Below are 25,466 nucleotides of genomic sequence, written 5' to 3' on the forward strand. Positions count from 1 at the left end.
GAGCATCGGCGCCGAGCGAGAGCTCAGAGCGTGTTTGGAAATTCTAGTGGGTTGAGGGTGTCGTGTGTTTCTGCTGGCGGGTGGCGGGGTATCCACGGGCGATGCGGCGGGTGATGGTGTTGATCGCGGCCCAGCGGATCATGGCTTCGGATGTGGTGGGGTGGCGTTCGTAGTCTCGGGCCAGGCGTCGGTGTGCGGTGAGCCAGGCCAGGGTCCGTTCGACCACCCACCTTCGTGGGAGGACGGTGAATCCGCGCTGCTCGGGTGGCTTGCGGATGATCTCGATCGTTGTCTGCAGGATCGTGGCGGCCCAGTCGAGCAGTCGCCCGGCGAAGCCGGCGTCGGCGTAGACGAACCGCACCCTGGTGCGCAGGTAGAGGTTGAGCAGGATCGGCTTGGCGCCGTCGCGGTCCTGTACCGAGGCCGAGCACACCATCGTGGTCAGCAGCAGACCGAGGGTGTCGGTCACGATGAACCGTTTCCGTCCGCCTGTCTTCTTCCCGGCGTCGTAGCCGCGGGAGTCCTGGCCGACGGTGTCGGCGCCCTTGACCGACTGGGAATCGATGATCCCCGCACTCGGCTCCGGATCACGGCCCTCGGCGATACGTAACTGCCCCCGCACGACCGGGAGGATCTTCTCGGTGACCTTCTGCTGTTCCCACTGGTTGAAGTACCAGTAGACGGTCTGCCAGGGCGGGAAGTCCACCGGCAACGCCCGCCAGGCACACCCGGTCCGCACGACATACAAGATCGCGTCCAGCACGTCCCGACGAGCATGAGCAACAGGCCGCCCCCGCCGCGCGAGCGGCGGTAACAACGGCTCGATCACCACCCACTGGGCATCACTGGTGTCCGAGGGGTACCGGCGCGGTCGTTCCTGCATGCCGACCACGATGGAGCACCCCAGCCGTGTCGACCATCCCGACACACCCACCATTTCCAAACACGCTCTCAGGCGAGGACGGCGTGCACCCGTCGTCGCAGGTCCGGCAGGTCCCGCACGACGAACCCGCGTCCCTCCTTCTCCAGCAGGCCCTCGGCGACCAGTCGGGACAGCTCCCGGCTGGTCGTGACCCGGGTGAGTCCCACGAGCAGCCCCAGCTCGTCGACGGCGGGGCGGATCGACAGCCGGGCCACCTCGTCGAGCGCGATCTCGCCGTAGGCCTCCACGAGGTGACCGAGGAGCAGGATGATCCGCTCGCGGGCGGGCAGCCCCTCGATGAGCACGTGCAGCTGCATGACCCGCTGCTTGTAGGCGATCCGACGGGTGATCTCGAGCAGGAGCTCCGGCTCGTCGCGGGCGGCGGTCAGCAGCGCGTCGCGGGTCACCGAGACGATCTCCGACGGCAGGGTGCAGACCGAGGCGAGGTGGCGGGGCCGTCCGTCGACGCAGGCCGCCTCGCCGAGGGTGGCGCCGGGCTCGGCGTAGGCCAGCGAGCGTTCCGAGCCGTCGGGTCGGTGCAGGTAGATCCGCACCCGCCCGGAGACGACGAGATGGAACCGCGACGACAGCTGGCCCTGGGTGTAGACGTGCTCGCCACGGGCGTAGTGGCGGGGGCTGCCCAGCTCCGCGATCCGGGCGGTGACCGAGGTCCACGGTGCGGTCAGGAACGGTGAGACCGGGTGGTCGTCGGGATCGGGTGCGGGCAGCGCCCGCACGGTGCCGTCCGGCCTCCGCGCCGCGCTGCTCATGGTCCCGCCTCCCGGCCGTCGCCGATGGTTCGTCCGGACGGTAGCGGGCCGGGGCGCCTGCGGGTAGGCGGACGGCCCGGACGCCGAGGGGTGCGTCCGGGCCGTCGGGTCCGGGGGTGCCGACCGGCGGCCGCCGGCACCGGGTGGGTGCGGGGCGGCCCGCCCGGACGGGCCGCCCCGGTGGCCGGTCAGGCGGCCGCGAGCTGTGCGTCCTGCTCGGCGAGGGAGTCCGCGTCGGTCTGCGGCAGGGCCAGCGTGCAGAGCAGGCTGAGCAGCGAGACCGCCGAGAGCAGCAGGCCGATGCCGAGGCTGCCCAGCGTCGACGCGGCGAGTGCCGCGGCGAAGAGCGGGACCACGCCGCCGCCGAACACACCGGCGAGGTTGTAGGCGATCCCGGCGCCGGTGTAGCGGAAGCGGGTCGGGAACAGCTCCGGCAGCTGGGCGCCGATCGGCCCGTAGGCGATGCCGACGACGCCGAGCACCAGCGACAGGCCCAGCCCGAACGACCACACCGTCCCGATGTCGATGATCGGGAACGCGACCAGCCCGGCGGCGACCGAGGCGATGTTGCCGCCGACGACCATCTTCCGTCGCCCGACCCGGTCGGACAGGATCGCCGAGGCGATCGTCGTCAGGGCGAAGACGATGCCGCCGACGATGCCCATGGCCAGCACCGACGGGCGCGGCAGCTGCAGCTGCTGGGTGCCGTAGCTGGTCAGGTAGGTGACGCCGATGTAGAAGAAGGCGAACACCGCGGTGGTCGAGCCGGCCCCGAGGAGCACCGCGGCCGGCCGGGTGGTGAACACCTCGGTGATCGGGAGCTTCGTCGACACCGGGCCGCTGTTGCGGAAGCCCGCCGTCTCCTCCAGCGCGAGCCGCACGTAGAGCCCCACCGCGACGAGCAGCACCGAGCCGATGAACGGGATGCGCCAGCCCCAGGCCAGGAACGCCTCGTTGCTCATGGTCAGCGCGGTGACCAGGAAGGTCGCCGACGCCAGCGCGAAGGCCACCGACGGGCCGAGCTGCGGGAACAGCGCGTACTTCCCGCGGGCCTTGGTCGGCGCGTTCTCCGCGGTGAGCAGGGTCGCCCCGGCCCACTCGCCGCCGACGGCGAGGCCCTGCAGGATGCGCAGCACCACGAGCAGGATTGGCGCCAGGACGCCGATCGTGCCGGTGGTGGGCAGCAGGCCGATCGCGAGCGTCGAGAAGCCCATCAGCAGCAGCGTGGTGACCAGCGTGCCCTTGCGGCCGAGGCGGTCGCCGAAGTGGCCGAACAGCACCGACCCGAACGGCCGCGCGACGAAGGCGACACCGAACGTGGCCAGCGCGAGTGCGGTACCGACCGCCGCCCCGAGCTCGGGGAAGAAGACCTTGTTGAACACCAGCGCGGCCGCCGCGGAGTAGACGGCGAAGTCGTACCACTCGAGCGAGGTGCCGGTGAGGCTCGCGACGAAGGCCTTGCGCAGGTCACGGCGGTCGACCGGTGGTGACGAGGAGGCGGAGGGCGAGGTCATCGCGGGCTCCCGGGGTCGGGCGGTGGGGTGGACGGGCCTCATACTTGCTGTATACACAGTGTGTGCGCAACCCTCGTGCGCATCGGTAACGCGACGTACACATCTGACGGAGGTCCCCCGTGACGCTCGAGCTGACCCTGCCCGACGGCGACACCCGCTCGGTGGAGGTCCACCGGGTCTTCAACGCCGGCTACGCCGGCCGCGCCCAGGAGGAGGTCGCCGCGCACGTCGCCGAGCTGGCCGAGCTGGGTGTGCCCGCCCCGGACACGGTGCCCGCGCTGTACCCGGTCTCGCCGTACCTGGCGTCGCAGACCGACCGGGTCCCCGCCCAGCACGACCGGACCTCCGGCGAGGCGGAGTGGGCACTGGTCGTCGGCGACGACGTCACCGACCCGCTGCTGACCGTCGCGTGCGACCACACCGACCGCGCGCTGGAGGTGCACGGTGTGGCCTGGAGCAAGAACGCCGGTCTCGACGTCCTGGGGCGCAAGGCCTGGCGGCTCTCGGAGGTCGCCGACCGGCTCGACGACATCACCCTGCGCGCGTGGGTCCGTCACGGCGGCGACCACGACGGCACCGAGGCGCTCGTGCAGGACGCGACGCTGGCGGCCCTGCTGCCGCCCGCCTACTGGGTCGAGGTGCTGCGCGAGCGCGGCTGGCTGGTGCCCGGCACCGTCCTGCTGTCGGGGACCGTCGCGATGAAGGCGGGGGTCGACCAGTTCGCCGACGCCTGGCGGGTGGAGCTGCACGACCCCGCCACCGGCGACACGATCGGCCTGACCTACGAAGTCGACCGGCTCCCGGCGCCGATCGGCTGACCGCCCGGCCGGGTGGCACCATCCCGGTCATGATCCGTCGCTCCCTCACCACCCCGTCCCGCGACCGGCGCCTCGCCGTCGGGCTCGCGGGACTGCTCGGCACCGCCGCCGTCCTGCACGCGGTGCGGCCCGAGCCGTTCGACTCGATCGTGCCGCGCAGCCTGCCCGGTGAACCCCGGTTCTGGACCTATGCCTCCGGGGTCGCCGAGGGCGCCGTCGCCGCGGCGGTCGCGCTTCCGCGGACCCGGCGTGCGGGCGGCTGGGCCGCGGCCGCGCTGTTCGCGGCGGTGTTCCCGGCGAACGTGTCGATGGCGCTGCACTGGAACCGCAAGGCTCCGCTGTACCGGGCGATCGGCTGGGGGCGGCTGCCGCTGCAGGTCCCGCTGGTGCTGTGGGCGCTCCGGATCGCCCGCAGCGCCCCGCGCGGCTGACCCGAGGATGGGCCGCCGGTAGACCGAAGTCGATCGTCGGCCACCCGATGCCCGCTGCGCCGGAGGGACCCGCCGGGGTCTGATGGCGCCGGGCCCGGGACCGACGGCGCCCACGTCGTCGCTCGGGGGGACACATGACGTCGTCGACCACGGTCCGGGACTCCGACGCCGCACCCGCGGCCGTCCCTCCGCTCGCGCGGCTGCCCGTGGGGATCGTCGCCGCGGTGGTGGCCGCCGTCCACCTCGTGATGGGGGCGCTGGGCCGCGGGCACTGGTTCGACGAGGCGCTGATGCTCGCGATCGGGCGTCACCACCTGGACTGGGGATCGGCCGACCAGCCGCCGGTCGCGCCGGCACTGGCCGGGCTCGCCGACGCCCTCGCGCCGGGGGTGAACGGGGTGCTGCGGATCGTGCCGTCCCTGTCGACGGCCGGCGCGGTCGTCGTCGCGGCGCTGATCGCCCGGGAGCTGGGCGGGGACCGCAGGGCCCAGGTGCTCACCGCGCTCGCCCAGGCCACCGGGCTGTGGGTGACGATGTTCGGGCACTTCGTGACGCCGTACTCGCTCGAACCGCTGCAGTGGGCGCTGCTGCTGTGGCTGCTGGTCCGCTGGACCCGGGTCCGCGACGACCGGCTGCTCCTCGCCGTCGGGCCGCTGCTCGGCCTGGCCGCGCTCACGAAGTTCCAGGTGATCCTGCTCGGCGCGGTGCTGGTGGTCGCGATCGGCGTGGCCGGGCCGCGGGCGATGCTGCGCCGGCCGGCGTTCTGGTGGGCCGCGGTGGTCGGTGCGCTGATCGCGTCGCCGACGCTGGTGTGGCAGGCCGTGCACGGCTGGCCGCAGCTGCGGATGACCGCGGTCGTCGCGCAGGAGTCGATCCTGTTCGGCGGTCCGGGCCCGAACGCGGTGGCGATGCTGCTGCTGGCGGGCCTGCTCGGCACGGTGCTCGTGGTGGTCGGCGCGGTCGCGGCGTTCACGGTGCCGCGGCTGCGGCCCTACCGCTTCGTGGCGGTCATCTTCCTGCTGCTGTGGGTCGTGTTCGCGGTGACCGTCGGGCGCGCCTACTACCTCTGCGGGCTGCACGGCGCCGTCGCCGCGTTCGGTGCGGTGTGGTTCCAGCAGCGGCGCGAGGCCGGGCGACGACGGTGGTCTTGGGTGGCGTGGCCCGCGGGGGTGCTGTCGGTCGCCCTCGCCACGACGATGCTGTCCGCGAGCGTCGCCGCGGCCGACCCCGCCGTGCCGGAGTGGATCGTCACCGAGGTCGCCCGGGTGCGCGACGGGCTGCCCCCGGACCGGCGCGACCGTGCGGTCGTGGTGGGCGACTCCTACATCTTCGCCGCCTACGTCGACACCGCCGACCCCGCGCTGGGCCTGCCCCCCGGGTACAGCGGCAACCGCAGCTACGGCTACTTCGACCCGCCCCCGGACGACCAGGGCCGCGGCGGTCCCGTAGATGAAGAAGTCGTAGAACTCGATGACCGTGCCGGTCATGCTCGCGAGCGCGATCCGGCGCATCGACCGCGGTGGCTGCGTGGTGGCAGCGTTCGTCACGTGTGTTCTCTCCGTCGAGAAGCGATGAGTGGGACGGATCGGAGTATCGACACACGGACGGGTGAGATCTGTATCACCAGCTACACAAGACGTGCGTTCCGTCGGACTTCTGTCGACCGTTCGTCGCGGTGCGGTCGCGCACGTCCGGTACTACGTTGGGGACGGTGAGCCTCGCCACCGCCGAACGTGCCGCCCTCTGCGCCGAGTTCGAACGCTCCGGCCCCGACCGCCCGACGCTCTGCGAGGGCTGGAACGCCCGCGACCTGCTCACCCACCTGCTGGTCCGCGAGCGGCAGCCGTGGAGCGCCGGGGGGATCGTGCTGCCCGCGCTGTCGGCGATGACCGACAAGGCGATGGACGGCTACGCGTCCGCGGCCTGGCCGAACATGATCGACGATCTGCGCAAGGGCCCGCCCGCGTGGTCGCCGTTCAAGGTCGGCAAGATCGACGAGATCGCCAACGGTGCCGAGTTCTTCGTCCACCACGAGGACCTGCGCCGCGGGGAGCCCGGCTGGGAGCCCCGCCCGTCCGACCCGGGGCGCGACGGGCAGCTGTGGAACCTGCTGCACACCCAGGCCAGGCTGCTGTTCCGGCGCAGCCCGGTCGGCGTGGTCCTGGCCCGCCCGGAGGGCGCGACCCAGGTCGTCGCGACCGGGTTCGGCGTGGTCACGGTGACCGGCGAGCCCGCCGAGCTGGTGCTGCACGCCTTCGGCCGGGACGCGGCGCGGGTCGAGGTGACCGGTCTGCCCGCCGACGTGGAGGCCTACCGCGGCGCACCGACCGGGATCTGACCGGATCCGTCGGTACCGGGCGGTACCGTCACCAGTCATGAGCACCGGTCCCGATCCCGCCCCCGGCGGGCAGCAGCACCCGCCGCGCCGACCGTTCGGCGAGGTGCTGACCGCGATGGTCACGCCGTTCGACGCCGACGGCGAGCTGGACCTGGCCAAGGCCGAGGAGCTGGCGACCCACCTGGTGGACCTCGGCAACGACGGGCTCGTCGTCAACGGCACCACCGGCGAGGGCCCGACCACGTCGGACACCGAGAAGTCCGAGCTGATCCGCGCGGTCGTGTCCGCGGTGGGGGACCGGGCGACGATCGTCGCCGGGGCCGGCACGTACGACACCGCGCACTCGATCGAGCTGGCCCGCAGCGCGGAGCGCGCCGGTGCGCACGGGCTGCTCGTGGTCACGCCGTACTACTCCCGGCCGCCGCAGGAGGGCCTGCTCGCGCACTTCACCGCGGTCGCCGATGCGGGCGACCTGCCGGTGATGCTCTACGACATCCCGCCGCGCAGCGTCATCGGCATCGACGTCGACACCTTCCAGCGCCTGGCGCAGAACCCCCGCATCGTCGCGGTGAAGGACGCCCGCAACGACCTGCGCGTCGGCACCGAGGTGCTGGCCACCACCACGCTCGCCTACTACTCCGGCGACGACCGGTGAACCTGCCGTGGCTCTCGGTCGGGGCGGTCGGCTTCGTCAGCGTGATCGGCCACGTCGTCGCCGACCGGCTGCGCGCCATGATCGACGCCTACCACGCCGGTGAGCACCAGCGGGCCCGCGCGCTGCACTACGCGATGCTCCCGGTCATCCGCGGGATGGGCCGGGTCGGTGGCGCGGTGTTCGCCAAGACCGCGCTGCGCCTGCGGGGCATCGACGTCGGCGACACCCGGCTGCCGCTGCCGCCCGCCACCGAGGACCAGATCGCCGCGATCGCCGGGGACCTCGCCGTCGCCGGGGTGGCGCTCGACCCGCAGGCCCGCCCGAACCTCCCGCTGTACCAGCCGGGCCACGGCGCCCTGGGCGGCCGCACCGCGGCGGACCTCGGCGCCGAGGTCGCCTACCACCGGACGTAGGTCCCCCGGTCGCCGTCGCGCGCCCGGCCCGCCCCGCGGCGACGCGACCCGACCCCCCTGACACGAACCCGAGAACACGAACCCATGTGAGGCACGAACCCCTGTGAGTCCCCAGCGCAACGACCGACGCAACCGGCCCGGCCGGTCGCTCTCCGCGCCGCCGGAGCACATCGAGCGTCCGGAGCTCCCGGACGGCCCGCCACCCGCCCTCGCGCAGGGCGGCCTGCGCGTCTACGCGCTCGGTGGCATCGGTGAGGTCGGTCGCAACATGACCGTCTTCGAGTACGAGGGCCGGCTGCTCATCGTCGACTGCGGCGTGCTGTTCCCCTCCGACTCCGAGCCGGGCATCGACCTGATCCTGCCCGACTTCCGCACCATCGAGGACCGCCTCGACGACATCGACGCGCTCGTGCTCACCCACGGCCACGAGGACCACATCGGTGCCGTGCCGTGGCTGCTGCGGATGCGCCCGGACATCCCCGTCGTCGGGTCCCGGTTCACGCTCGCCCTGGTCGCGGCGAAGTGCAAGGAGCACCGCCTGACCCCGCACCTGCAGGAGATCCGCGAGGGCGACCGCGTCTCCCACGGCGGCTGGGACTGCGAGTACTTCGCGGTCAACCACTCGATCCCCGACGCCGTCGCCGTCGCCGTCCGCACGCCCGCCGGGCTGCTGCTGCACACCGGTGACATCAAGCTGGACCAGCTCCCGCTCGACGGGCGGCTCACCGACCTGGGCGGGTTCTCCCGGCTGGGCGAGGAGGGCGTCGACCTGTTCCTGGTCGACTCCACCAACGCCGAGGTGCCGGGCTTCGTCACCCCCGAGGCCGACATCGGGCCGGTCATCTCCGACCTGGTCCGCCGGGCACCGTCGCGCATCATCCTGGCCTGCTTCGCCAGCCACGTGCACCGTGTCCAGCAGGTGCTCGACGCCGCGCAGGCCCACGGCCGCAAGGTGTGCCTGACCGGACGGTCCATGGTCCGCAACATGGGCCTGGCCGACGACCACTCGCTGCTGAACATTCCGCCGGGGCTGCTCGTCGACATCGACGAGGCGATGCGCCTGCCCGACGAGAAGCTGGTGCTCGTCTCCACCGGATCGCAGGGTGAGCCGCTCGCCGCGCTGTCCCGGATGGCGCGCGGGGACCACCGCAGCATCACGATCCGCCCGGACGACACGATCATCCTGGCCAGCTCGCTGATCCCCGGCAACGAGACCGCCGTCTTCGGCGTGATCAACGGGCTGACCCGGCTCGGCGCCACCGTCGTGCACCAGGGCAACGCCAAGGTGCACGTCTCCGGGCACGCGCCGGCCGGCGAGCTGCTGTTCCTCTACAACGCGGTGCGCCCGTCGAACGTCATGCCGGTGCACGGGGAGTGGCGCCACCTGCGGGCCAACGCCGCGCTCGCGCGTCGCACGGGGGTGCCGGAGGAGTCGGTGGTCATCGCGGAGAACGGCGTGGTCGTCGACCTCGTCGACGGCCGCGCGGCGATCACCGGCCGGGTCGAGGTCGGGCAGGTCTACGTCGACGGGCTGTCGGTCGGCGATGTGGGCGAGACCACGCTCGGTGACCGCATCGCGCTCGGCGAGGGCGGTTTCATCGCGATCAACGTGGCGATCGACCACAAGACCGGCCGCGCGCTCTCGCGCCCGACGCTGTCCGGTCGCGGGTTCTCCGACGACCCGAAGGCGCTCGACGCCGCCCAGGCACTGGTCGAGGACGAGCTGTCCCGGCTGGAGAACGAGGGCGTCACCGACCCGCACCGGATCGCCCAGGGCGTGCGGCGCGTCGTCGGACGCTGGGTGTCGGACACCTACCGTCGCCGCCCCATGATCGTCCCCACGGTCATCGCGGTGTGAGCATGTGGAGGGGTCGTCGACCCCTCCACAGCCGCGTCGGTCCCCGGTTCGATCACCGAACCGGGCTACCGTGTGTGACATGGCAGGACGCACGGGCACGGGCAGGACCACCACGACTGCGGCCGCGGGCCGCGGCTCGGGGCGGTCGGGCTCGCGCGCGTCCACCGCCCGCAGGCGTCCGTCGGCAGGCCGGAGGCCGCCGGCCCGGCGCCAGGGCCCCGACCTGGTCGACCGCGGGATCGACGCGGTCGGCCGGGGGGTGGCCAAGACCGTCCGCGCCTCCGGGCGCGCGGTCGGGCGCACCCGCGAGATCGACCCCGCGCACCGCCGCGACGGCATCGGGTTCGGCATGCTCGTGCTCGCCGTCATCGCCGCCGCCGGGCTGTGGTGGCAGGCCGGCGGCTCGGTCGGCTACTGGTTCACCTTCCTCGTGCAGGCGGTGATGGGGCAGGCCGGCGTCGCGCTGCCGGCGATCCTGCTGGGCATCGGCATCGTGCTGGTCACCACCGAGGGGCACCCGGAGGCCCGGCCGCGGATCGTGACCGGCAGCCTGCTGCTCGCCCTCGGCGTGCTCGGGCTGGTGCACCTGGGCGCCGGAGCGCCCGCCGAGCCCGACGCCTGGCGTGGCGCGGGCGGCGCGCTCGGCTACGTCGCGGGGACCCCGCTGAAGGCCGGGCTCAGCCTGTGGACGGCCGTCCCCGTCCTCGTCCTGCTGACCCTCTACTCGGTGCTGCTGGTCACCGGGATCCCGGTGCGGGAGCTGCCGGACCGTGTCCGCAGGCTCACCGGGCAGCTGCCGCCCGAGCAGGACGGCGAGGGCGAGTCCGGCGCGGACCGCCCGCGCACGGTGGCCGACGCCGTCGCCGAGCGGGAGGGCCGTGCCGAGGACGCCGACCAGACCCCGAAGCGGCGTCGCCCGGCGCGGCGCAGGCAGGGTGCCGCGGAGGCCGACGCGTTCCGGGTGGAGGAGGGCGAGCACGCCCCGGCCCCGGTGGACCCGTCGCTGCCCGGTGCCCCGGAGGACGACGTCCCCGCCGCCGTCCCCGCGGCCGCCGCGCCGCCGGCGAAGAAGCCGCGCAAGCCCGTCGTCGAGACGCCGCAGGTGGCCGACGAGCCGATCGAGGGCGAGCAGCTCTCGATGGCGATCCGCCAGCCGCAGTCCGACACCGAGTACATCCTTCCGCCGGCGGACACCCTGGAGTCCGGCCCGCCGCCGAAGTCCCGCAGCTCCGCCAACGACGCGATGATCGAGGCGATCACCGGGGTCCTCGACCAGTTCAACGTCGACGCCCAGGTCACCGGCTTCACCCGCGGCCCGACGGTCACCCGCTACGAGATCGAGCTCGGCCCGGCGGTGAAGGTCGAGAAGATCACCCAGCTGCAGCGCAACCTCGCCTACGCCGTCGCCAACGACAACGTGCGGCTCCTCGCGCCGATCCCCGGCAAGTCCGCTGTCGGCATCGAGGTGCCCAACACCGACCGCGAGATGGTCCGCCTCGGCGACGTCCTGCGCTCGGGCAACGCCCGCGCCGAGCAGCACCCGATGGGCATCGGTCTGGGCAAGGACATCGAGGGCCACTACCTCGTCGCGAACCTGGCGAAGATGCCGCACCTGCTGGTCGCGGGCTCCACCGGCTCCGGCAAGTCCAGCTTCGTCAACTCGATGCTGGTGTCGCTGCTGACCCGGGCCACGCCGGACGAGGTCCGGATGATCCTCATCGACCCGAAGATGGTCGAGCTGACGCCCTACGAGGGCATCCCGCACCTGATCACGCCCATCATCACCCAGCCGAAGAAGGCCGCCGCGGCGCTGGCCTGGCTGGTGGAGGAGATGGAGCAGCGCTACCAGGACATGCAGGCCAACCGGGTCCGGCACGTCGACGACTTCAACCGCAAGGTCCGCACCGGGGAGATCACCGCCCCGCCCGGATCGGAGCGGGTGTACCGGCCCTACCCGTACATCATGTGCATCGTCGACGAGCTCGCCGACCTCATGATGACCGCCCCGCGCGACGTCGAGGACGCGATCGTCCGGATCACCCAGAAGGCGCGTGCGGCCGGGATCCACCTGATCCTGGCGACCCAGCGGCCGTCGGTGGACGTCGTCACCGGTCTGATCAAGACCAACGTCCCGTCCCGGCTGGCGTTCGCGACGTCGTCGCTGACCGACAGCCGGGTCATCCTCGACCAGCCGGGCGCGGAGAAGCTGATCGGCATGGGCGACGCGCTCTACCTGCCGATGGGCGCCGGCAAGCCGGTCCGCATGCAGGGCGCCTTCGTCGACGACGACGAGATCTCCAAGGTCGTCGCGTTCACCAAGGAGCAGGCCGAGCCCAGCTACACCGAGGGCGTCACCGCGCAGAAGGCCGGCGAGAAGAAGGAGATCGACGCCGACATCGGCGACGATCTCGACCTGCTGCTGCAGGCCACTGAGCTGATCGTCACCTCGCAGTTCGGGTCGACGTCGATGCTGCAGCGCAAGCTGCGGGTCGGGTTCGCGAAGGCGGGCCGGCTGATGGACCTGCTGGAGACCCGCAACATCGTCGGGCCCTCGGAGGGCTCGAAGGCCCGCGACGTGCTGGTCAAGCCGGACGAGCTGGAGGGCGCGCTCCTCCTGATCCGGGGCGGCGGGACCGCCGACGGCGGCGAGGTCGCCGACGACGACGAGTGACCCCCCGCCGGGTGACGGTCTCGGGCGGTGATGATCCCGACACCGCCGGTGATCGACATTTCGGGCTCACGGCTTAACGGGACGGTCACGTTCGTGCCACAGTGGCCTCGGGTCGCCGTCCGGTGATCGCACGTCGTGCTGCCCGTCGACGCCGGGCAGGGGAGGTACTGGCTGGTGTTCTGGAGGAAGAAGGACCGTCGTCGCCCGGCGCGGGGCACCACCGACCGGCACGCCCTCGTCCCGATTCCGCTGACCGGCGGGGTGCTGTCCGGCCAGGTCCGCGACCAGCAGGGCGGTGCGCTGGCCGGCACCGAGGTGTCCGTGATGGACCCCGCGGACCGGCGTGCCGTGTACGTCGAGACCGACCCGTTCGGCCGGTTCGCCGCGTCGCTGATGCCCGGCCGGTACCGAGTGCGGGTCGAGGCGGGCGGCTACCAGCAGGTCACCGACGTCGTCGAGGTGTCCTGGGGCGAGCACGCCGACATAGGCCACATCGTCCTCGGTGAGGACCCGGCGCTGCGCCCGCCGCGGCCCGGTGTCTTCGTCATCGACGGCGACCACAGCTCGGTCCGCTTCGTCGCCCGGCACATCGGGATGTCCAAGGTGTACGGCCGGTTCAACCGGTTCCAGGGGCAGATCCGGATCGCCGAGCCGTTCGAGGAGTCCTCCGTGGACGTCGTGATCGACGCGGCCAGCGGCGACACCAACGTCGCCGCCCGCGACACCCACCTGCGCTCCGCCGACTTCCTCGACGTCGAGCGCTTCCCCGAGCTGCGCTTCTCCAGCGTGCGCTTCGCCGCGCACGGCGGGAACCGGTGGACGGTGGACGGCGACCTGACCCTGCACGGCCTGACCAGCGACGTCTCGCTGGACACCACCTTCCTGGGCTCGGCGGAGTGGAACGGCGACCGGGTCGGCGCGATCGCCACCACCCAGCTGCACCGGGAGCACTACACGCTCAACTGGCAGCAGACCATCGCCAAGGGTCTGCCGGTGGTCGGGTCGACGATCCGGATCCAGCTCGACGTGCAGGCGGTCCGGCAGTCCTGACCCCGCACGGCGCGCTCAGTACTCGGGGAGCGTGAGGGCCGTCGCGGCGGTCGCGGCCCAGTGCTCGACGAGCCCGGGAGCGGCGGCGTCCGGGGTGGTGAGGTCCCGGACCCGCGCGGCGTTGGTCAGCGCCAGCTCCTGGTTGGCCTCCACCCAGTCGCGCATCCGCCGCTCGTGGGCGGCGGCCGCCGGTCCGGGATCGCCGCCGGAGCACGCGAGCTCCCCGGCCAGCACGTAGGCGCCGACGACGGCGAGCGTGGTGCCCTGACCGGACAGCAGCGTGGGACACCAGGCGGCGTCGCCGAGGAGCGTGACCGGACCGCGTGACCAGGTCGGCAGCCGGACCTGGGTGATCGGGGTGAGGTACAGGTCCTCGGTACGGTCCATCCCCGCGAGCAGCTCGGGCAGCCACCAACCCTCGCCGGCGAAGTGCCGCGTCACCAGCGCGCGCTGCGCCCCGAGGTCGCGGTGGTGGTAGGTGGCGTCCGGGTCGGAGAAGCCGAGCATCACCCGGACCTCGGTGTCGTCGTGGGCGGTGTAGAGCCCGGCCATCGCGTCCGGACGCTGGAGGAACACCTGCCAGCGGCGCAGCCCGAAGGTGTTGGGCAGGGTGAACACGGCGACGTGCTGGCCGAGGGGGACCAGCCGGTCGTCGTCGTCGGGGCCGAGAGCCAGGCGCCGGACGCCGGAGTGCTGGCCGTCGGCGCCCACCACGAGGTCGTAGTGCTCCTCGGTGCCGGACGCGAAGCGCACCCGGGCCCCGCCCGCCGGGTCCGGATCGAGCGCGACGACCCGGTCGCCCCACCGGTGCTCGACGCCGTCGAGCGCACCGGTGAGCAGCGCGGCGAGGTCGTCGCGGAGGATCTCGACGTCGTCGCTCGCGACCGGCCCCCCGGTGAGTGTCACCTCGGTGCTGCGGAAGACCTCGGTGCCGTCCTCGTCGACCAGGGACATGCCGTCCATCGCGGTGCGGGCGGCGCGCAGTGCGGCTCCGAGCCCCATCCGGTCGACGACGGTCAGCGCGGGCCCCCGGACGTCGACGGCCTGCCCGCCGGGCCGTGGCCCCGGCGCCGACTCGACGACGACCGGGCGGAACCCGTGCCGGCGCAGCCACCACGCGAACGTCGTCCCTGCGATACCGGCCCCGCTGATCAGGATGTCGGTCATGTGTCCTCCTCGGTACGGTGTACGCGTCGACGATGCCGCTGCGAGCTGCGATGACGGGTGTCGTGTAGCGGCACAGGTGGTACAGGGAGGTGGCCGGTGGACGGTTCGCCCACGGACCGGGTCGCGGCCGCGGTGCGTGCCCGTGTCGAGTCGGGGGATCTGCGGCCCGGGGACCGCGCGCCGTCGGTGCGCGCGCTGGTGGCCGAGCACGGTGTCGCGATGTCCACCGCCGCCCGGGCGCTGACCCGGCTGCGCGAGGAGGGCCTGCTGCGGACGACGGCGCGGGTCGGGTCGGTGGTGGCGGAGCGGGCCACGCCTGCGGGCACCGCTCCGCCACCGGACACGGCCCGGCTGGTGCGGACCGCGATCGGCATCGCCGACGACGAGGGCCTGGCCGCGCTGTCCATGCGGCGCCTCGCCGGGGCGTTCGGCGTGCCGACGATGTCGCTGTACCGGCTGGTTCGCAGCCGGGACGAGCTGCTGCTGGCGATGCTCGAGACGGTGTTCGCCGAGCTGGTGCTGCCCCCGGCCGACGGGCCGTGGCGGGCCCGGCTGGAGGGCGCTGCGCACGCCCAGTGGCGGGTGCACCGGCGGCACCCGTGGCTGGCGCGGGTGCTGTCGCTGTCCCGGCCGCAGGCGCTGCCGTCGCTGCTGCGCTTCGCCGAGTTCGAGCTGGCCGCGCTGGAGGAGGTCGTCGCGGACCCGGTGGAGCGGTTCGACCTGCACCTGGCGCTGACCGGATTCGTGCGGGGGATGGCGCTGACCCTGGCCGCGGAGCAGGAGGCGCAGGCCGACACCGGCGTCGACGCCGACACCTGGTCCGAGCACGACCCGGGGCTGCGGGCTGCGCTGCGCCGTCACGGCGGGCGGGCCCGCGCTGCGCCGGGTCGGCGACTACCCGTACGACCTGCAGCGGGTGTTCGACACCGGGATCGCCCGGCTCCTCGACGGGATCAGCTGAACCCCTGCTGCCGCCACGCCTCGTAGACGGCGACGGCGGCGGCGTTGGCCAGGTTCAGCGAACGGTTCGACGGCCGCATCGGCAGCGCCACCGTGCCCGTCACCCAGTCCGCCGCCGCGATCTCGGGCGGCAGCCCGGTCGACTCGCGGCCGAACAGCAGCACGTCCCCGCCGGAGTAGGCGACGTCGGTGTAGCGGACCGGCGCACCGGGCACGAACGCGAACACCCGCGCCCCGGCGGCCCGCACCCAGCCGGCGAACGCGGCCGTGTCGTCGTGCACGACGACCTCGGCGAGATCGGCGTAGTCGAGCCCGGCCCGGCGCACCGAGCGTTCGTCGAGGGAGAAGCCGAGTGGGCGCACCAGGTGCAGCTCGGCGCCGGTGTTGGCGGCCAGCCGGATCGCGTTGCCGGTGTTCGGCGGGATCTCCGGGGTGTGCAGGGCGAGGCGGACCACCCGCTACTCGTACCAGGTGCCCGCGCTCCAGTGGTTGCCGTCCGGGTCGGCGATCTCGAACAGGCGGCTGCCGTAGTCGGCGTCGAAGGGCGCGTGCACGACGGTGGCGCCGGCCGCCACGGCACGGACGAACAGGGCGTCCGGGTCGTCGCACACGAGATGGACGGCGGCGCCGCCGGGCGGGCGGCACCCGTCGTGGGTGGGGCCGAGCATCACGCCGCCGGGGGCGCCGGTCGACCCGGGGCGTACCAGCTCGGCGTGGACGATCGCGCCGTCGTCGCCGGTGTGGACGGCGCGCTCGGTGAAGTCCAGTGCCGAGGTCAGGAAGGTGACCAGGGCGCGCGGGTCGGGGCTGGACAGGCTGGGCCAGAGGCCGGGCAGGTCGCTCATGAGGACGAGGGTGCCGAGGCCGCGCGGGCCGGTCGTGGACGAATCGGAGCCGCCGGCGCGACCCGCTCGGCCCGCCAGCTCAGCGCGGTGGTCCCCGCGAGCTCGCGGAACTCGCGGGCCAGGTGCTGCTGGTCGCTGTAGCCGCAGGTCGCGGCCAGCTCGGCGAGCGGAGGGGCGAGCGGGCGGCGCAGGAGCGTGCACGCCCGCTCGAACCGGATGACCCGTGCCGCGGCCTTCGTCCCGAGCCCGGTCTCGCGTCGCAGCCGTTCACCGAGGTGGCGTGGCGACCAGCCGACCTCCCCGGCGACGTCGGCGACGCGGGCGGTCCCGCCGCTGCGGACCAGCAGCTCCCAGGCGTGCACGACCTCCGGTGCCGGCTCGCCGGGGCCGTCCCGGGCGTCGGCGACGCGGCACAGCGCGGCGTCGAGCAGTGCGCACCGCCCGGCCCACCCCGGCTCGGCGCGCAGCCGGTCGAGCAGGGTGTCCAGGCCGGGGAGGAGCAGCGCGAGGTCGACGACGTCGCCGGCCAGCTCGCCGGCGGGCAGCCCGAGCAGCGTGCGGGCGCCGCGCCAGGTCATCTCCAGCTGCATCCCGGACTGCGGGGCGCCGGAGGCGAGCAGCGCGGGCGCGGTGTGCAGGCCGGCCGCCGATGCGGTGAACCGGCCCGGGCCGCGTTGCGGGTCCGGGGCGGCGAGCAGGTCGACCGTGCCGTCCAGGCAGAGCACGACGGTCAGGTGGGCGCTGGACACGCCCTGGTGCGTCCCCGTCGGACCCGCGGGGGAGGACCAGCACCAGATCCCGGAGACCAGCGGGCGCAGCCGTGCGGAGGGACGCCAGCGCCGGGCCCCGTCGGACATGCGGGCCAGGGTAGCGCCGCCGGGTGAGGTCAGAGGGTGAGCAGCATCCGCACGTTGCCCAGGGTGTTCGGCTTGACGTGGGCGAGGTCGAGGAACTCGGCGACGCCGGCGTCGTAGCTGCGCAGCATGGCCGCGAACACCTCGGCCGACACCGGCGTCCCGTCGATCTCGGCGAAGCCGTGCCGGGCGAAGAACTGCTTCTCGAAGGTGAGCACGAACAGCCGCTCCAGGCCCAGCTCGCGCGCGCCGTCGATCAGCGCGGAGACGATCCGGTGGCCCACACCGCGACCCACCACCGACGGCGACACCGCCACCGTGCGGATCTCGCCCAGGTCCTCCCACAGCACGTGCAGCGCGCCGCAGCCGACGACCACGCCGTCGACCTCGGCGACCAGGAACTCCGGGACCGCCTCGTAGAGGGTGACGGTCTCCTTGGCCAGCAGGACGGTGCCCGCGTACTCGTCGACGAGCTCACGGATCCGGCGGACGTCGCGGGTGCGGGCGCGGCGGACGATCACGTCGGGGACCGGGGCGGACACGGGGTCGGGCACGGCAGGAGAGCCTAGACCGGGGTCGCCGACGGCGCCGTCTACCCTGGTATTCGTGGCTTCCCCCGAGACTGCGCCCCGGCGCGCCGCCCTGCTGACCCTGGGCTGCGCGCGCAACGAGGTCGACTCCGAGGAGCTCGCCGGCCGTCTGGCCGGGTCCGGCTGGGAACTGGTCGACGCCGAGGACGGCAGCCCCGACGTCATCGTCGTCAACACCTGCGGGTTCGTGGAGCAGGCGAAGAAGGACTCGATCGACACGGTGCTGGCCGCGGCGGACGTGGCGCGTCCCGCCGGGGCGAAGGTCGTCGCGGTCGGGTGCCTGGCCGAGCGCTACGGCGCCGAGCTCGCCGCCGACCTCCCCGAGGCCGACGCGGTGCTCGGCTTCGACGCCTACCCCGAGCTCGCCGAGCGGCTCGGCGACGTCCTGGGCGGGCATGCCCCGGCCCCGCACGTCCCCACCGACCGTCGCAAGCTCCTCCCCATCTCGCCGGCGGAGCGCCCGGCCGCGACCGCGGACGTCTCGGTCCCCGGCCACGACTGGGTGCCCGACATCGCGCGCACCCGCCTGTCCGGCGGGCCGGTGGCCTCGCTCAAGCTGGCCTCGGGCTGCGACCGCCGCTGCGCGTTCTGCGCGATCCCGAGCTTCCGCGGCAGCTTCGTGTCCCGCCCGCCGGCCGACGTGCTCGGCGAGGCCGCCTGGCTCGCCCGGCAGGACGTGCGCGAGCTCGTGCTGGTCAGCGAGAACTCCACCAGCTACGGCAAGGACCTCCCCGGCGGCACCCGCGCGCTGGTCGACCTGCTCCCGCAGCTCGCCGCGATCGAGGGCGTCGAGCGGATCCGGGTCGCCTACCTGCAGCCCGCCGAGCTCCGGCCCGACCTCCTGCGCGTCATCGCGACCACGCCGGGCGTCGCGCCGTACTTCGACCTGTCGTTCCAGCACGCGTCGGCGCGGGTGCTGCGCCGGATGCGCCGGTTCGGGTCGCGCACCGACTTCCTCGACCTCTGCGAGCGCATCCGCGCGCTGGCGCCGGAGGCCGGGATCCGCTCCAACGTCATCGTCGGGTTCCCCGGCGAGACCGAGGAGGACCTCGCCGAGCTGGAGGCGTTCCTGACCGGCGCCCGGCTCGACGCCGTCGGGGTGTTCGGCTACTCCGACGAGGACGGCACCGAGGCCGAGGGCTACGACGGCCACGTCGATCCGGCCGAGGTCAGGGCCCGCGTCGCGCGGATCTCGGCGCTGGTCGACGAGCTGATGGAGCAGCGCGCCGAGGAGCGCATCGGCACCGAGGTCGTCGTGCTGGTCGAGTCCGCCGAGGGCGACGAGGACGACTGCACCGGCCGTGCCGCCCACCAGGGCCCCGACGCCGACGGCGAGTGCACCGTCGTCGCGGCGGCGCAGGACGGCCCCGAGCCGGACTCGCTGCGTCCCGGTGACCTCGTCCGCTGCCGCGTCGTGGACACCGAGGGCGTCGACCTGCTGGTGGAGGCCCTCGAGCTGATCGACCCGAACGCACCGGCCGCCGCCGTCCCGGCGGCCTCCGCGGCCGGATGAGCTCGCACCCGGCCGGGGGCGCCGCCGGAGTCGGCGACCCGCCCCTGCTGAACATCGCGAACGCGCTGACGGTCCTGCGGCTGCTGCTCGTCCCGGTGTTCGTGGTCGCGCTGTTCGTCGGCGGCGGCGAGGACGTGGTGTGGCGGCTGGTCGCGTTCGCGGTGTTCGTCGTCGCGGCGGCCACCGACCGGCTCGACGGCCAGCTGGCCCGCAGCCGGGGGCTCGTCACCTGGTTCGGCGCGCTGGTCGACCCGATCGCCGACAAGGCACTGATGGGCGCGGCCCTGATCGGGCTGTCGATCCTCGGTGTGCTGCCCTGGTGGGTGACGATCGTGATCGTCGTCCGCGAGCTGGGCATCACCGTGCTGCGCTTCGTCGTGATCCGCCGGCACGGCGTCATCCCGGCCAGTCGCGGCGGCAAGGCCAAGACCGTCGCCCAGACGGTCGCGATCGGGCTGTTCCTGCTGCCGCTGCCGGAGCTGCTGGGCCCCGGCACCGCGGCCGCCACCGCCGTGCTCGTGCTCCAGTGGGCGGTGATGGCCGTCGCGCTGGTGCTCACCGTGGTGACCGGCGCCGACTACGTCCGCAAGGCCGTCCGGCCCCGGGCCGCCTGACCTGCGGGGACGATCCGGCGCCCGTGTGGTGTTGAGGTGTTCGCCGTGGGCGTACAGCGTCACGGCGCGGAGGAACCGGAGAAGTCGGTACGGTGAGACATCACCGGATGTCCGGGGAGCAGTCGAGGAGGGCACATGCTGCTGCGGGAAGCGATCGGCAGTGGGCTGCGTGAGGTGCGCACGGCGCGCCGGCGCACGCTGCGCGACATCTCGCGGGCCGCGCGGGTGAGCCTCGGGTACCTCTCCGAGGTCGAGCGCGGGCGCAAGGAGCCCTCCAGCGAGCTGCTCGCGGCGATCTGCGAGGCACTCGGGGTCTCCGTGCCGGACCTGCTGACCACCGTCGCCGCCGAGATGGCGACGGCGACCTCCGCCGCGGCCGCGAGCCGCCGCGACGACGTGCTCGTCCCGATCGGGCAGCGTCACGCCGAGCTGCGCCTGGCCGGACGGCCGGGTTCCGTGGTCGCCGCACCGGCGTCCTCGGGCGGGCCGGTGGCCTCGGCCGCCTGATCGCACCGCCGACCCCGGCCGACCGCTCCTGCGCGGTAGGGTGCGGGCAGACCGGCAGCGATGCCAGGATGGACAGGGCCGGAGGCCCGGTTCCGACCACGGGGGGAACGCGGGGTCGGTCCGGGGTCCGCACGCCCGCCGTGGTGGCGGGCACGGTCGCGAGCGAACGCAGGCGGAGGACGCGCAGAGATGGCCAACGGATTCACCAAGTTCTTCAGCTATCTGTCGGCCCTGTTCTCGTCGAAGGTCGACGAGCACGCCGACCCGAAGGTGCAGATCCAGCAGGCCATCGAGGACGCCCAGCGCCAGCACCAGCAGCTGTCGCAGCAGGCCGCCGCGGTGATCGGCAACCAGCGTCAGCTGGAGATGAAGCTGAACCGGCAGCTGGGTGAGATCGAGAAGCTGCAGTCGTCGGCGCGGCAGGCACTCGTGCTGGCCGACCAGGCCCGCTCCCAGGGCGACGAGCAGAAGGCCCAGCAGTACGAGCAGTCGGCGCAGACCTTCGCGACCCAGCTGGTGACCGCGGAGCAGGGCGTCGAGGACCTCAAGACGCTGCACGACCAGTCGATCGGTGCCGCTGCCCAGGCCAAGCAGGCCGTCGAGCGGAACTCGATGATGCTGCAGCAGAAGATCGCCGAGCGCACCAAGCTGCTCAGCCAGCTCGAGCAGGCCAAGATGCAGGAGCAGGCCGCGAAGTCGCTGCAGCAGATGAGCGAGCTGTCCGCGCCGCGCAACGCGCCCTCGCTCGACGAGGTCCGCGACAAGATCGAGAAGCGGTACGCCACCGCGCTCGGGTCCGCGGAGCTGGCCCAGAACTCGGTGCAGGGCCGGATGCTGGAGGTCCAGCAGTCGACCACCGACATGGCAGGCATGTCGCGGCTGGAGCAGATCCGGGCGTCGATGTCCGGGGCGCCGATCGCCGGTGGACAGCAGGCTCCGCAGGTCGGCCAGGGCGAGTCGACCCAGCAGCTGCCGTCCTCGCCGGCACCGGCCCAGCAGCAGAACACCCAGAACCAGCAGCAGCCCGGCACCGCCTGAGCCGCTCAGCCGTTCCACACCGTCCGCCGCGGTCCCGATCCCGGGGCCGCGGCGGACGTGTGTCCGGGCCCGTCCGGGCCGGGCGATGCGGCTCCGGGCGTCTCGCCGGCTCCGGCCGTCGGTCGCGACGTGGCCGACGTGGTCAGGGCGTGCGGGCCGCGCCGGGCGGCGGCCGCCCGGGTGCGCCGCGACGCGGGCCGGTGCCGCGGCGCACCGGGCGCGGCGACGGCCCGGCCTGGCAGCGCGGGCACCAGTAGGTGACCCGGGCCCGGTGGTCGTTGCCCTGGTCGGCGGTCCGGATGCGGGTGCCGCAGCGGCGGCACGGCCGCCCGGCCCGCTCGAACACCCAGTGCGCCTCGCCCGCGGCCAGCGAGCCGGTCGTGGTCTGCTCCGGGCGGTCCTTGTTCGACGACAGCAGCCGCCGCGACAGGTCGATGACCCCGGGCAGGTCGGGTACGTCGCGGACCGGCACCCACGGGGTGAGCCCGAGCAGGAAGCAGATGTCGTTGCGGTAGAGGTTGCCGAGGCCGGCCATGACCCGCTGTTCGAGCAGCACCAGCCCGAGCGGGTGGTCGGCGCGGGCGGTCATCCGGTGCAGCGCTTCGGCGTCGTGGGCGGGCCCCCAGGCCGGGTCGAGCAGGTCGGGCCCGAGATGCCCGACGAGGGTGTGCTCGTCGTCGGTCGGGAGTAGCTCCAGGTCGTGCAGGGCGAATCCGACGGCGACCCGGTCGGCGGTCGCCAGCACCGCGCGCGCCTCGTGGGCGACCCGGCGCCAGCGCATCCCGGGGCGGTACAGGTGCCAGGAGCCGTCCATCCGGAAGTGGCTGTGCAGGCTGCGGCCGTCGTCGAAACGGGTGAACAGGTGCTTGCCGACGGAGACGACGCCGGTGACGGTCAGCCCGGCCAGATCGTGCTCGACCAGCCGCGGGTGGCGCAGCTCGCCGCGCAGCAGCTCGTGCCCGGCCAGCGCGGCGTGCAGCCGCTTGCCGGCCAGGTACACGGTGTCTCCCTCGGGCACGATCGCGACGCTACCCGGGCCGGCCGGACCCGGCCCGGGCTCGGCGGACGACCCGGCCGGGCCAGGGCGCCGGCTCAGTCGCCGGCTCAGCCGACGACGAGTGTCCGCAGCTGCGGCCACACCTGCGACCACGGATGCGTCATGCCCTCGCCCAGCCAGATGCGGTTGCCGTCGCCGAGGTCGGCGACCGGCCGCAGCGCCACCCCGGTGGGCGCGAGCAGGCCGGGGTCCTTCCCGAGGAAGATCACGACGTCCTGGTGTTCCCGGTGCTGTTCTTCCCGGCCGCGGACCCGGTGACCGGTCTGCTGCTCGCGTTCTCCACCTACGCCGTCGGCTACGTCTCGCGCCCGCTCGGCGGTGTCGTGTTCGGCAGGCTCGGCGACGTCATCGGTCGCAAGCAGGTCCTGGTCATCACGCTCGTGCTGATCGGCGTCGCGACGTTCCTCATCGGGCTGCTGCCGACCTACGGCACGATCGGCGTCGCGGCCCCGATCCTGCTGGTGCTGCTGCGCTTCGCCCAGGGCGTCGGCGTCGGTGGGGAATGGGGCGGCGCGGTCCTGCTCTCCAGCGAGTTCGGCGAGCCGCGCCGGCGCGGGTTCTGGGCCTCGGCCGCCCAGGTCGGGCCGCCCGCGGGGAACCTGCTGTCCAACGGTGTCCTGGCCCTGCTCACCCTGCTGCTGACCGACCAGCAGTTCCTGGACTGGGGCTGGCGGCTGGCGTTCCTGCTGTCGGCCGTGCTGGTGGCGTTCGGGCTGTGGATCCGGCTCAAGCTGGAGGACACCCCGGTCTTCCGCGCGATCGCCGAGTCCGGTGACCGACCGTCGGCGCCGGTGCGTGAGGTGTTCACCACCGAACGCCGCCCGCTGCTCGCCGGGATCCTCAGCCGGATCGGTCCGGACGTCAGCTACGCCCTGTTCACCGTCTTCGTGCTGACCTTCGCCACCACCCACCTCGGATTCTCCCGGTCGGAGGTGCTCGGCGCGATCCTGATCGGCTCGGCGCTGCAGCTGCCCGCGATCCCGCTGGCCGGGGCACTCACCGACCGGTTCAACCGGCGCCTGGTCTACGGCGTCGCCGCGGTCGGGGGAGCGGTGTGGCCGTTCGTCTTCTTCCCGATGATCGCGGGCGGCTCGTTCGCGCTGCTCGTCGTCGGCATCGTGGTCGGGCTCGGCCTGCACTCGTTCATGTACGGGCCGCAGGCCGCGTTCGTCACCGAGCAGTTCTCACCGCGGCTGCGCTACACCGGCAGCTCGCTGGCCTACACCATCGCCGGCGTGGTGGGGGGCGCCGTCGCGCCGCTGGCGTTCACCGCGCTGTCCGGCGGGTCGGGGAACTGGGTGCCGGTCGCGGCCTACCTGGCCATCGCCTGCGCGCTGACCGTCGTCGGGCTGGTCATCGGTCGCGACCCGGACCACGACGAGGACGAGGCCTACCTCGCCCTCACGCCCTGAGCAGCACGCGCAGGGTGAGCTGCAGGTGCTCGTCGATCGCCTCCGCCGCCGCGTCCGGGTCGTCGCCGGCCAGCGCCGCGACGATCCGGTCGTGCTCGGCGCAGACCGCCTGCCGCCGGTCCTCGGTCCGGAACAGCGCGGTCACGCCCACCCGGCGCTGGCGCACCCGCAGCCCGGCGTAGGTCCGCGAGAGCAGCGCGTTCCCGGTGGCGTCGACGAGCGCCTGGTGGAAGACCATGTCGAGCTCGATGAACTCGGCCGGGTCCCCGCCGGCGCCGGCGAGCTCGCGCTGCCGGTCCAGGGCAGCGTTCATCGCCTCGAACGGCACACCGTCGGCGCCCATCGCCGCGCGCGCCGCGTGCTTCTCCAGGACCCCGCGCAGCTCCATCAGCTCGGAGATCTGCCGGCCGGTCAACGGCGGCACGTAGGCGCCGCGACCGGGCAGCATCTCGACCAGGCCGTCGGCCACGAGCAGCAGCAACGCCTCACGGACCGGGGTGCGCGACACCCCGATCCGGCCGGCGAGCTCGTTCTCGTTGAGGAACGTGCCCTGCACCCGCGGGTCCACCAGGACGGTCTCGCGCAGGTAGTGCAACGCGCGGGTCGCGACCGGACTCCCGTGACGTCGGCATACGACACGTATACACCGAACCACCCCAGGAGACGCCATGCGGATCGCCCTCGTCCAGATCGCCGCCACCACCGACCCGGCGGAGAACCTCACCCTGGTCGCCGACGGCGTCGCCGGCGCGGCCGCCCGGGGCGCGCGGCTGGTCGTGTTCCCCGAGGCCACCCAGTGCCGCTTCGGCGTGCCGCTCGGCCCGGTCGCCGAGCCCCTCGACGGCCCCTGGGCGTCCCGCGTCCGCGGGATCGCCGCCGGTGCGGGGGTCACCGTGGTCGCCGGGATGTTCACCCCCGCCGACGACGGCCGCGTCCGCAACACCCTGCTCGTCACCGGCCCGGGTGTCGAGGAGCACTACGACAAGATCCACCTGTTCGACGCGTTCGGGTTCGCCGAGTCCGACACGGTCGCCCCGGGTGACCGGCCGGTCACGGTCACCGTCGACGGCGTCACCGTCGGCCTCGCGACCTGCTACGACCTGCGGTTCGCCGGCCTGTTCCAGACCCTCGGCGACGCCGGGGCGCAGTTCGTCGTCGTGCCCGCGTCCTGGGGCGCGGGGCCGGGCAAGCGCGAGCAGTGGGAGCTGCTGGTGCGTGCCAGGGCCCTCGACACGACGGCCTTCGTGGTGGCCTGCGACCAGGCGGACCCGGAGGCGGCGGGGCGCCCGGTCCCCGATGGTGGCGCCCCGACCGGATCGGGGCGAGCACGGTCGCCGGCCCGACCGGCTCGGTCGTCGCGGCGCTGAACGCCGCACCGGGGACCCTGGTCGTGGACCTCGACCTCGACGCGGTCACCGCGGCCCGCCGGGCGATCCCGGTCCTGGCCAACCGGCGGTACTGACCCGGGG

At 73.7% G+C, this 25,466-nt stretch carries 23 protein-coding genes and 3 pseudogenes; 15 read left to right on the top strand and 11 right to left on the bottom strand.

Annotation, left to right across the window (positions count from 1 at the left end; translation table 11 throughout):
- Nucleotides 1-3 precede the first annotated feature (3 nt).
- From KPL57_RS11665 to KPL57_RS11675, 3 genes and pseudogenes are all read right to left on the bottom strand, one after another.
- Nucleotides 4-937, bottom strand: a pseudogene (locus KPL57_RS11665) (IS5 family transposase); the annotation flags it as partial.
- Nucleotides 938-951: 14 nt separating this feature from the next.
- Nucleotides 952-1,692, bottom strand: a complete 741-nt coding sequence (locus tag KPL57_RS11670; protein ID WP_060712822.1) for a Crp/Fnr family transcriptional regulator — start codon at nt 1,690-1,692, stop codon at nt 952-954.
- A 188-nt stretch (nt 1,693-1,880) separates the two neighbouring features.
- A complete protein-coding gene (locus tag KPL57_RS11675; RefSeq protein WP_226351610.1) occupies nt 1,881-3,206 on the bottom strand; it encodes an MFS transporter in 1,326 nt (441 codons plus the stop codon).
- A gap of 119 nt (nt 3,207-3,325) precedes the next feature.
- On the opposite strand from KPL57_RS11675, the gene KPL57_RS11680 reads away from it, so the two are divergent.
- The 8 genes and pseudogenes from KPL57_RS11680 (at nt 3,326) to KPL57_RS11715 (ending at nt 13,440) form a co-directional block, all read left to right on the top strand.
- Entirely contained in the window at nt 3,326-4,024 is a 699-nt protein-coding gene (locus KPL57_RS11680; protein ID WP_020622815.1) for a DUF2848 domain-containing protein, read from the top strand.
- A 29-nt stretch (nt 4,025-4,053) separates the two neighbouring features.
- Nucleotides 4,054-4,455 carry a MauE/DoxX family redox-associated membrane protein gene (locus KPL57_RS11685; protein ID WP_226351611.1) on the top strand — a complete coding sequence of 134 codons (402 nt, stop codon included), beginning with the start codon at nt 4,054-4,056 and terminating at the stop codon, nt 4,453-4,455.
- Between the two features lie 134 nt (nt 4,456-4,589).
- On the top strand, nt 4,590-6,170 hold the full coding sequence (locus KPL57_RS11690; RefSeq protein WP_226351612.1) for a glycosyltransferase family 39 protein: 1,581 nt from the start codon (nt 4,590-4,592) through the stop codon (nt 6,168-6,170).
- Entirely contained in the window at nt 6,167-6,793 is a 627-nt protein-coding gene (locus tag KPL57_RS11695; protein ID WP_060712821.1) for a TIGR03085 family metal-binding protein, read from the top strand. The genes KPL57_RS11690 and KPL57_RS11695 overlap by 4 nt, the downstream gene beginning before the upstream one ends.
- A 37-nt stretch (nt 6,794-6,830) precedes the next feature.
- Nucleotides 6,831-7,861 (top strand): annotated as a pseudogene (gene dapA, locus KPL57_RS11700) (4-hydroxy-tetrahydrodipicolinate synthase).
- 169 nt (nt 7,862-8,030) lie between these two features.
- Entirely contained in the window at nt 8,031-9,719 is a 1,689-nt protein-coding gene (locus KPL57_RS11705) for a ribonuclease J (protein ID WP_043277545.1), read from the top strand.
- A gap of 79 nt (nt 9,720-9,798) precedes the next feature.
- Nucleotides 9,799-12,390 carry a DNA translocase FtsK gene (locus KPL57_RS11710; protein ID WP_226351613.1) on the top strand — a complete coding sequence of 864 codons (2,592 nt, stop codon included), beginning with the start codon at nt 9,799-9,801 and terminating at the stop codon, nt 12,388-12,390.
- A 135-nt stretch (nt 12,391-12,525) separates the two neighbouring features.
- On the top strand, nt 12,526-13,440 hold the full coding sequence (locus tag KPL57_RS11715) for a YceI family protein (protein ID WP_226351614.1): 915 nt from the start codon (nt 12,526-12,528) through the stop codon (nt 13,438-13,440).
- A 15-nt stretch (nt 13,441-13,455) separates the two neighbouring features.
- Here KPL57_RS11715 and KPL57_RS11720 read toward each other — a convergent pair whose 3' ends face one another.
- Nucleotides 13,456-14,607 carry an FAD-dependent monooxygenase gene (locus KPL57_RS11720; protein WP_226351615.1) on the bottom strand — a complete coding sequence of 384 codons (1,152 nt, stop codon included), beginning with the start codon at nt 14,605-14,607 and terminating at the stop codon, nt 13,456-13,458.
- Between the two features lie 96 nt (nt 14,608-14,703).
- Here KPL57_RS11720 and KPL57_RS69600 point away from each other — a divergent pair, with 96 nt between their 5' ends.
- Nucleotides 14,704-15,594 carry a GntR family transcriptional regulator gene (locus KPL57_RS69600; RefSeq protein WP_226351616.1) on the top strand — a complete coding sequence of 297 codons (891 nt, stop codon included), beginning with the start codon at nt 14,704-14,706 and terminating at the stop codon, nt 15,592-15,594.
- Here KPL57_RS69600 and KPL57_RS11730 read toward each other — a convergent pair.
- The 4 genes from KPL57_RS11730 to KPL57_RS11745 are packed head-to-tail and all read right to left on the bottom strand — an operon-like array spanning nt 15,561 to nt 17,820.
- Nucleotides 15,561-16,022, bottom strand: a complete 462-nt coding sequence (locus tag KPL57_RS11730; RefSeq protein WP_226351617.1) for a tRNA (cytidine(34)-2'-O)-methyltransferase — start codon at nt 16,020-16,022, stop codon at nt 15,561-15,563. The genes KPL57_RS69600 and KPL57_RS11730 overlap by 34 nt on opposite strands.
- Nucleotides 16,023-16,025: 3 nt before the next feature.
- Entirely contained in the window at nt 16,026-16,412 is a 387-nt protein-coding gene (locus KPL57_RS11735) for a VOC family protein (protein WP_226351618.1), read from the bottom strand.
- Nucleotides 16,409-17,269, bottom strand: coding sequence for a helix-turn-helix transcriptional regulator (locus KPL57_RS11740; RefSeq protein ID WP_226351619.1), 861 nt, complete (start codon nt 17,267-17,269; stop codon nt 16,409-16,411). The genes KPL57_RS11735 and KPL57_RS11740 overlap by 4 nt, the downstream gene beginning before the upstream one ends.
- 29 nt (nt 17,270-17,298) lie before the next feature.
- Nucleotides 17,299-17,820, bottom strand: a complete 522-nt coding sequence (locus KPL57_RS11745; protein ID WP_020623218.1) for an amino-acid N-acetyltransferase — start codon at nt 17,818-17,820, stop codon at nt 17,299-17,301.
- Nucleotides 17,821-17,872: 52 nt separating this feature from the next.
- Between KPL57_RS11745 and rimO the strand changes: the two genes are divergently transcribed.
- The 4 genes from rimO to KPL57_RS11765 all read left to right on the top strand — a co-directional run bounded on the left by rimO (nt 17,873) and on the right by KPL57_RS11765 (nt 21,528).
- Nucleotides 17,873-19,369, top strand: a complete 1,497-nt coding sequence (gene rimO, locus KPL57_RS11750; RefSeq protein WP_226351620.1) for a 30S ribosomal protein S12 methylthiotransferase RimO — start codon at nt 17,873-17,875, stop codon at nt 19,367-19,369.
- Nucleotides 19,366-19,983 (top strand): CDP-diacylglycerol--glycerol-3-phosphate 3-phosphatidyltransferase, encoded by a 618-nt coding sequence (pgsA, locus tag KPL57_RS11755; RefSeq protein WP_149663878.1) that lies wholly within the window; start codon nt 19,366-19,368, stop codon nt 19,981-19,983. The genes rimO and pgsA overlap by 4 nt, the downstream gene beginning before the upstream one ends.
- 135 nt (nt 19,984-20,118) lie before the next feature.
- Nucleotides 20,119-20,490, top strand: coding sequence for a helix-turn-helix domain-containing protein (locus KPL57_RS11760; protein WP_020623215.1), 372 nt, complete (start codon nt 20,119-20,121; stop codon nt 20,488-20,490).
- A 189-nt stretch (nt 20,491-20,679) separates the two neighbouring features.
- Nucleotides 20,680-21,528: a PspA/IM30 family protein gene (locus KPL57_RS11765; RefSeq protein ID WP_226351621.1), complete on the top strand. Its 849-nt coding sequence runs from the start codon at nt 20,680-20,682 to the stop codon at nt 21,526-21,528.
- Nucleotides 21,529-21,670: 142 nt separating this feature from the next.
- Here the strand turns inward: KPL57_RS11765 and KPL57_RS11770 are convergent, their stop codons facing one another.
- Together KPL57_RS11770 and KPL57_RS11775 are read right to left on the bottom strand one after the other, a co-directional pair.
- On the bottom strand, nt 21,671-22,546 hold the full coding sequence (locus KPL57_RS11770) for a DNA-formamidopyrimidine glycosylase family protein (RefSeq protein WP_226351622.1): 876 nt from the start codon (nt 22,544-22,546) through the stop codon (nt 21,671-21,673).
- 86 nt (nt 22,547-22,632) lie between these two features.
- Complete coding sequence (locus tag KPL57_RS11775) at nt 22,633-22,794, bottom strand: hypothetical protein (RefSeq protein WP_226351623.1); 162 nt, start codon at nt 22,792-22,794, stop codon at nt 22,633-22,635.
- A gap of 9 nt (nt 22,795-22,803) precedes the next feature.
- Between KPL57_RS11775 and KPL57_RS11780 the strand changes: the two genes are divergently transcribed.
- Nucleotides 22,804-23,997: an MFS transporter gene (locus KPL57_RS11780; RefSeq protein WP_226351624.1), complete on the top strand. Its 1,194-nt coding sequence runs from the start codon at nt 22,804-22,806 to the stop codon at nt 23,995-23,997.
- Here KPL57_RS11780 and KPL57_RS11785 read toward each other — a convergent pair.
- On the bottom strand, nt 23,987-24,592 hold the full coding sequence (locus KPL57_RS11785) for a GntR family transcriptional regulator (RefSeq protein ID WP_226351625.1): 606 nt from the start codon (nt 24,590-24,592) through the stop codon (nt 23,987-23,989). The genes KPL57_RS11780 and KPL57_RS11785 overlap by 11 nt on opposite strands.
- Nucleotides 24,593-24,665: 73 nt before the next feature.
- On the opposite strand from KPL57_RS11785, the pseudogene KPL57_RS11790 reads away from it, so the two are divergent.
- Nucleotides 24,666-25,459 (top strand): annotated as a pseudogene (locus KPL57_RS11790) (carbon-nitrogen hydrolase family protein).
- Nucleotides 25,460-25,466: the final 7 nt, after the last annotated feature.

The organism is Pseudonocardia sp. ICBG601 (genome assembly GCF_020496245.1).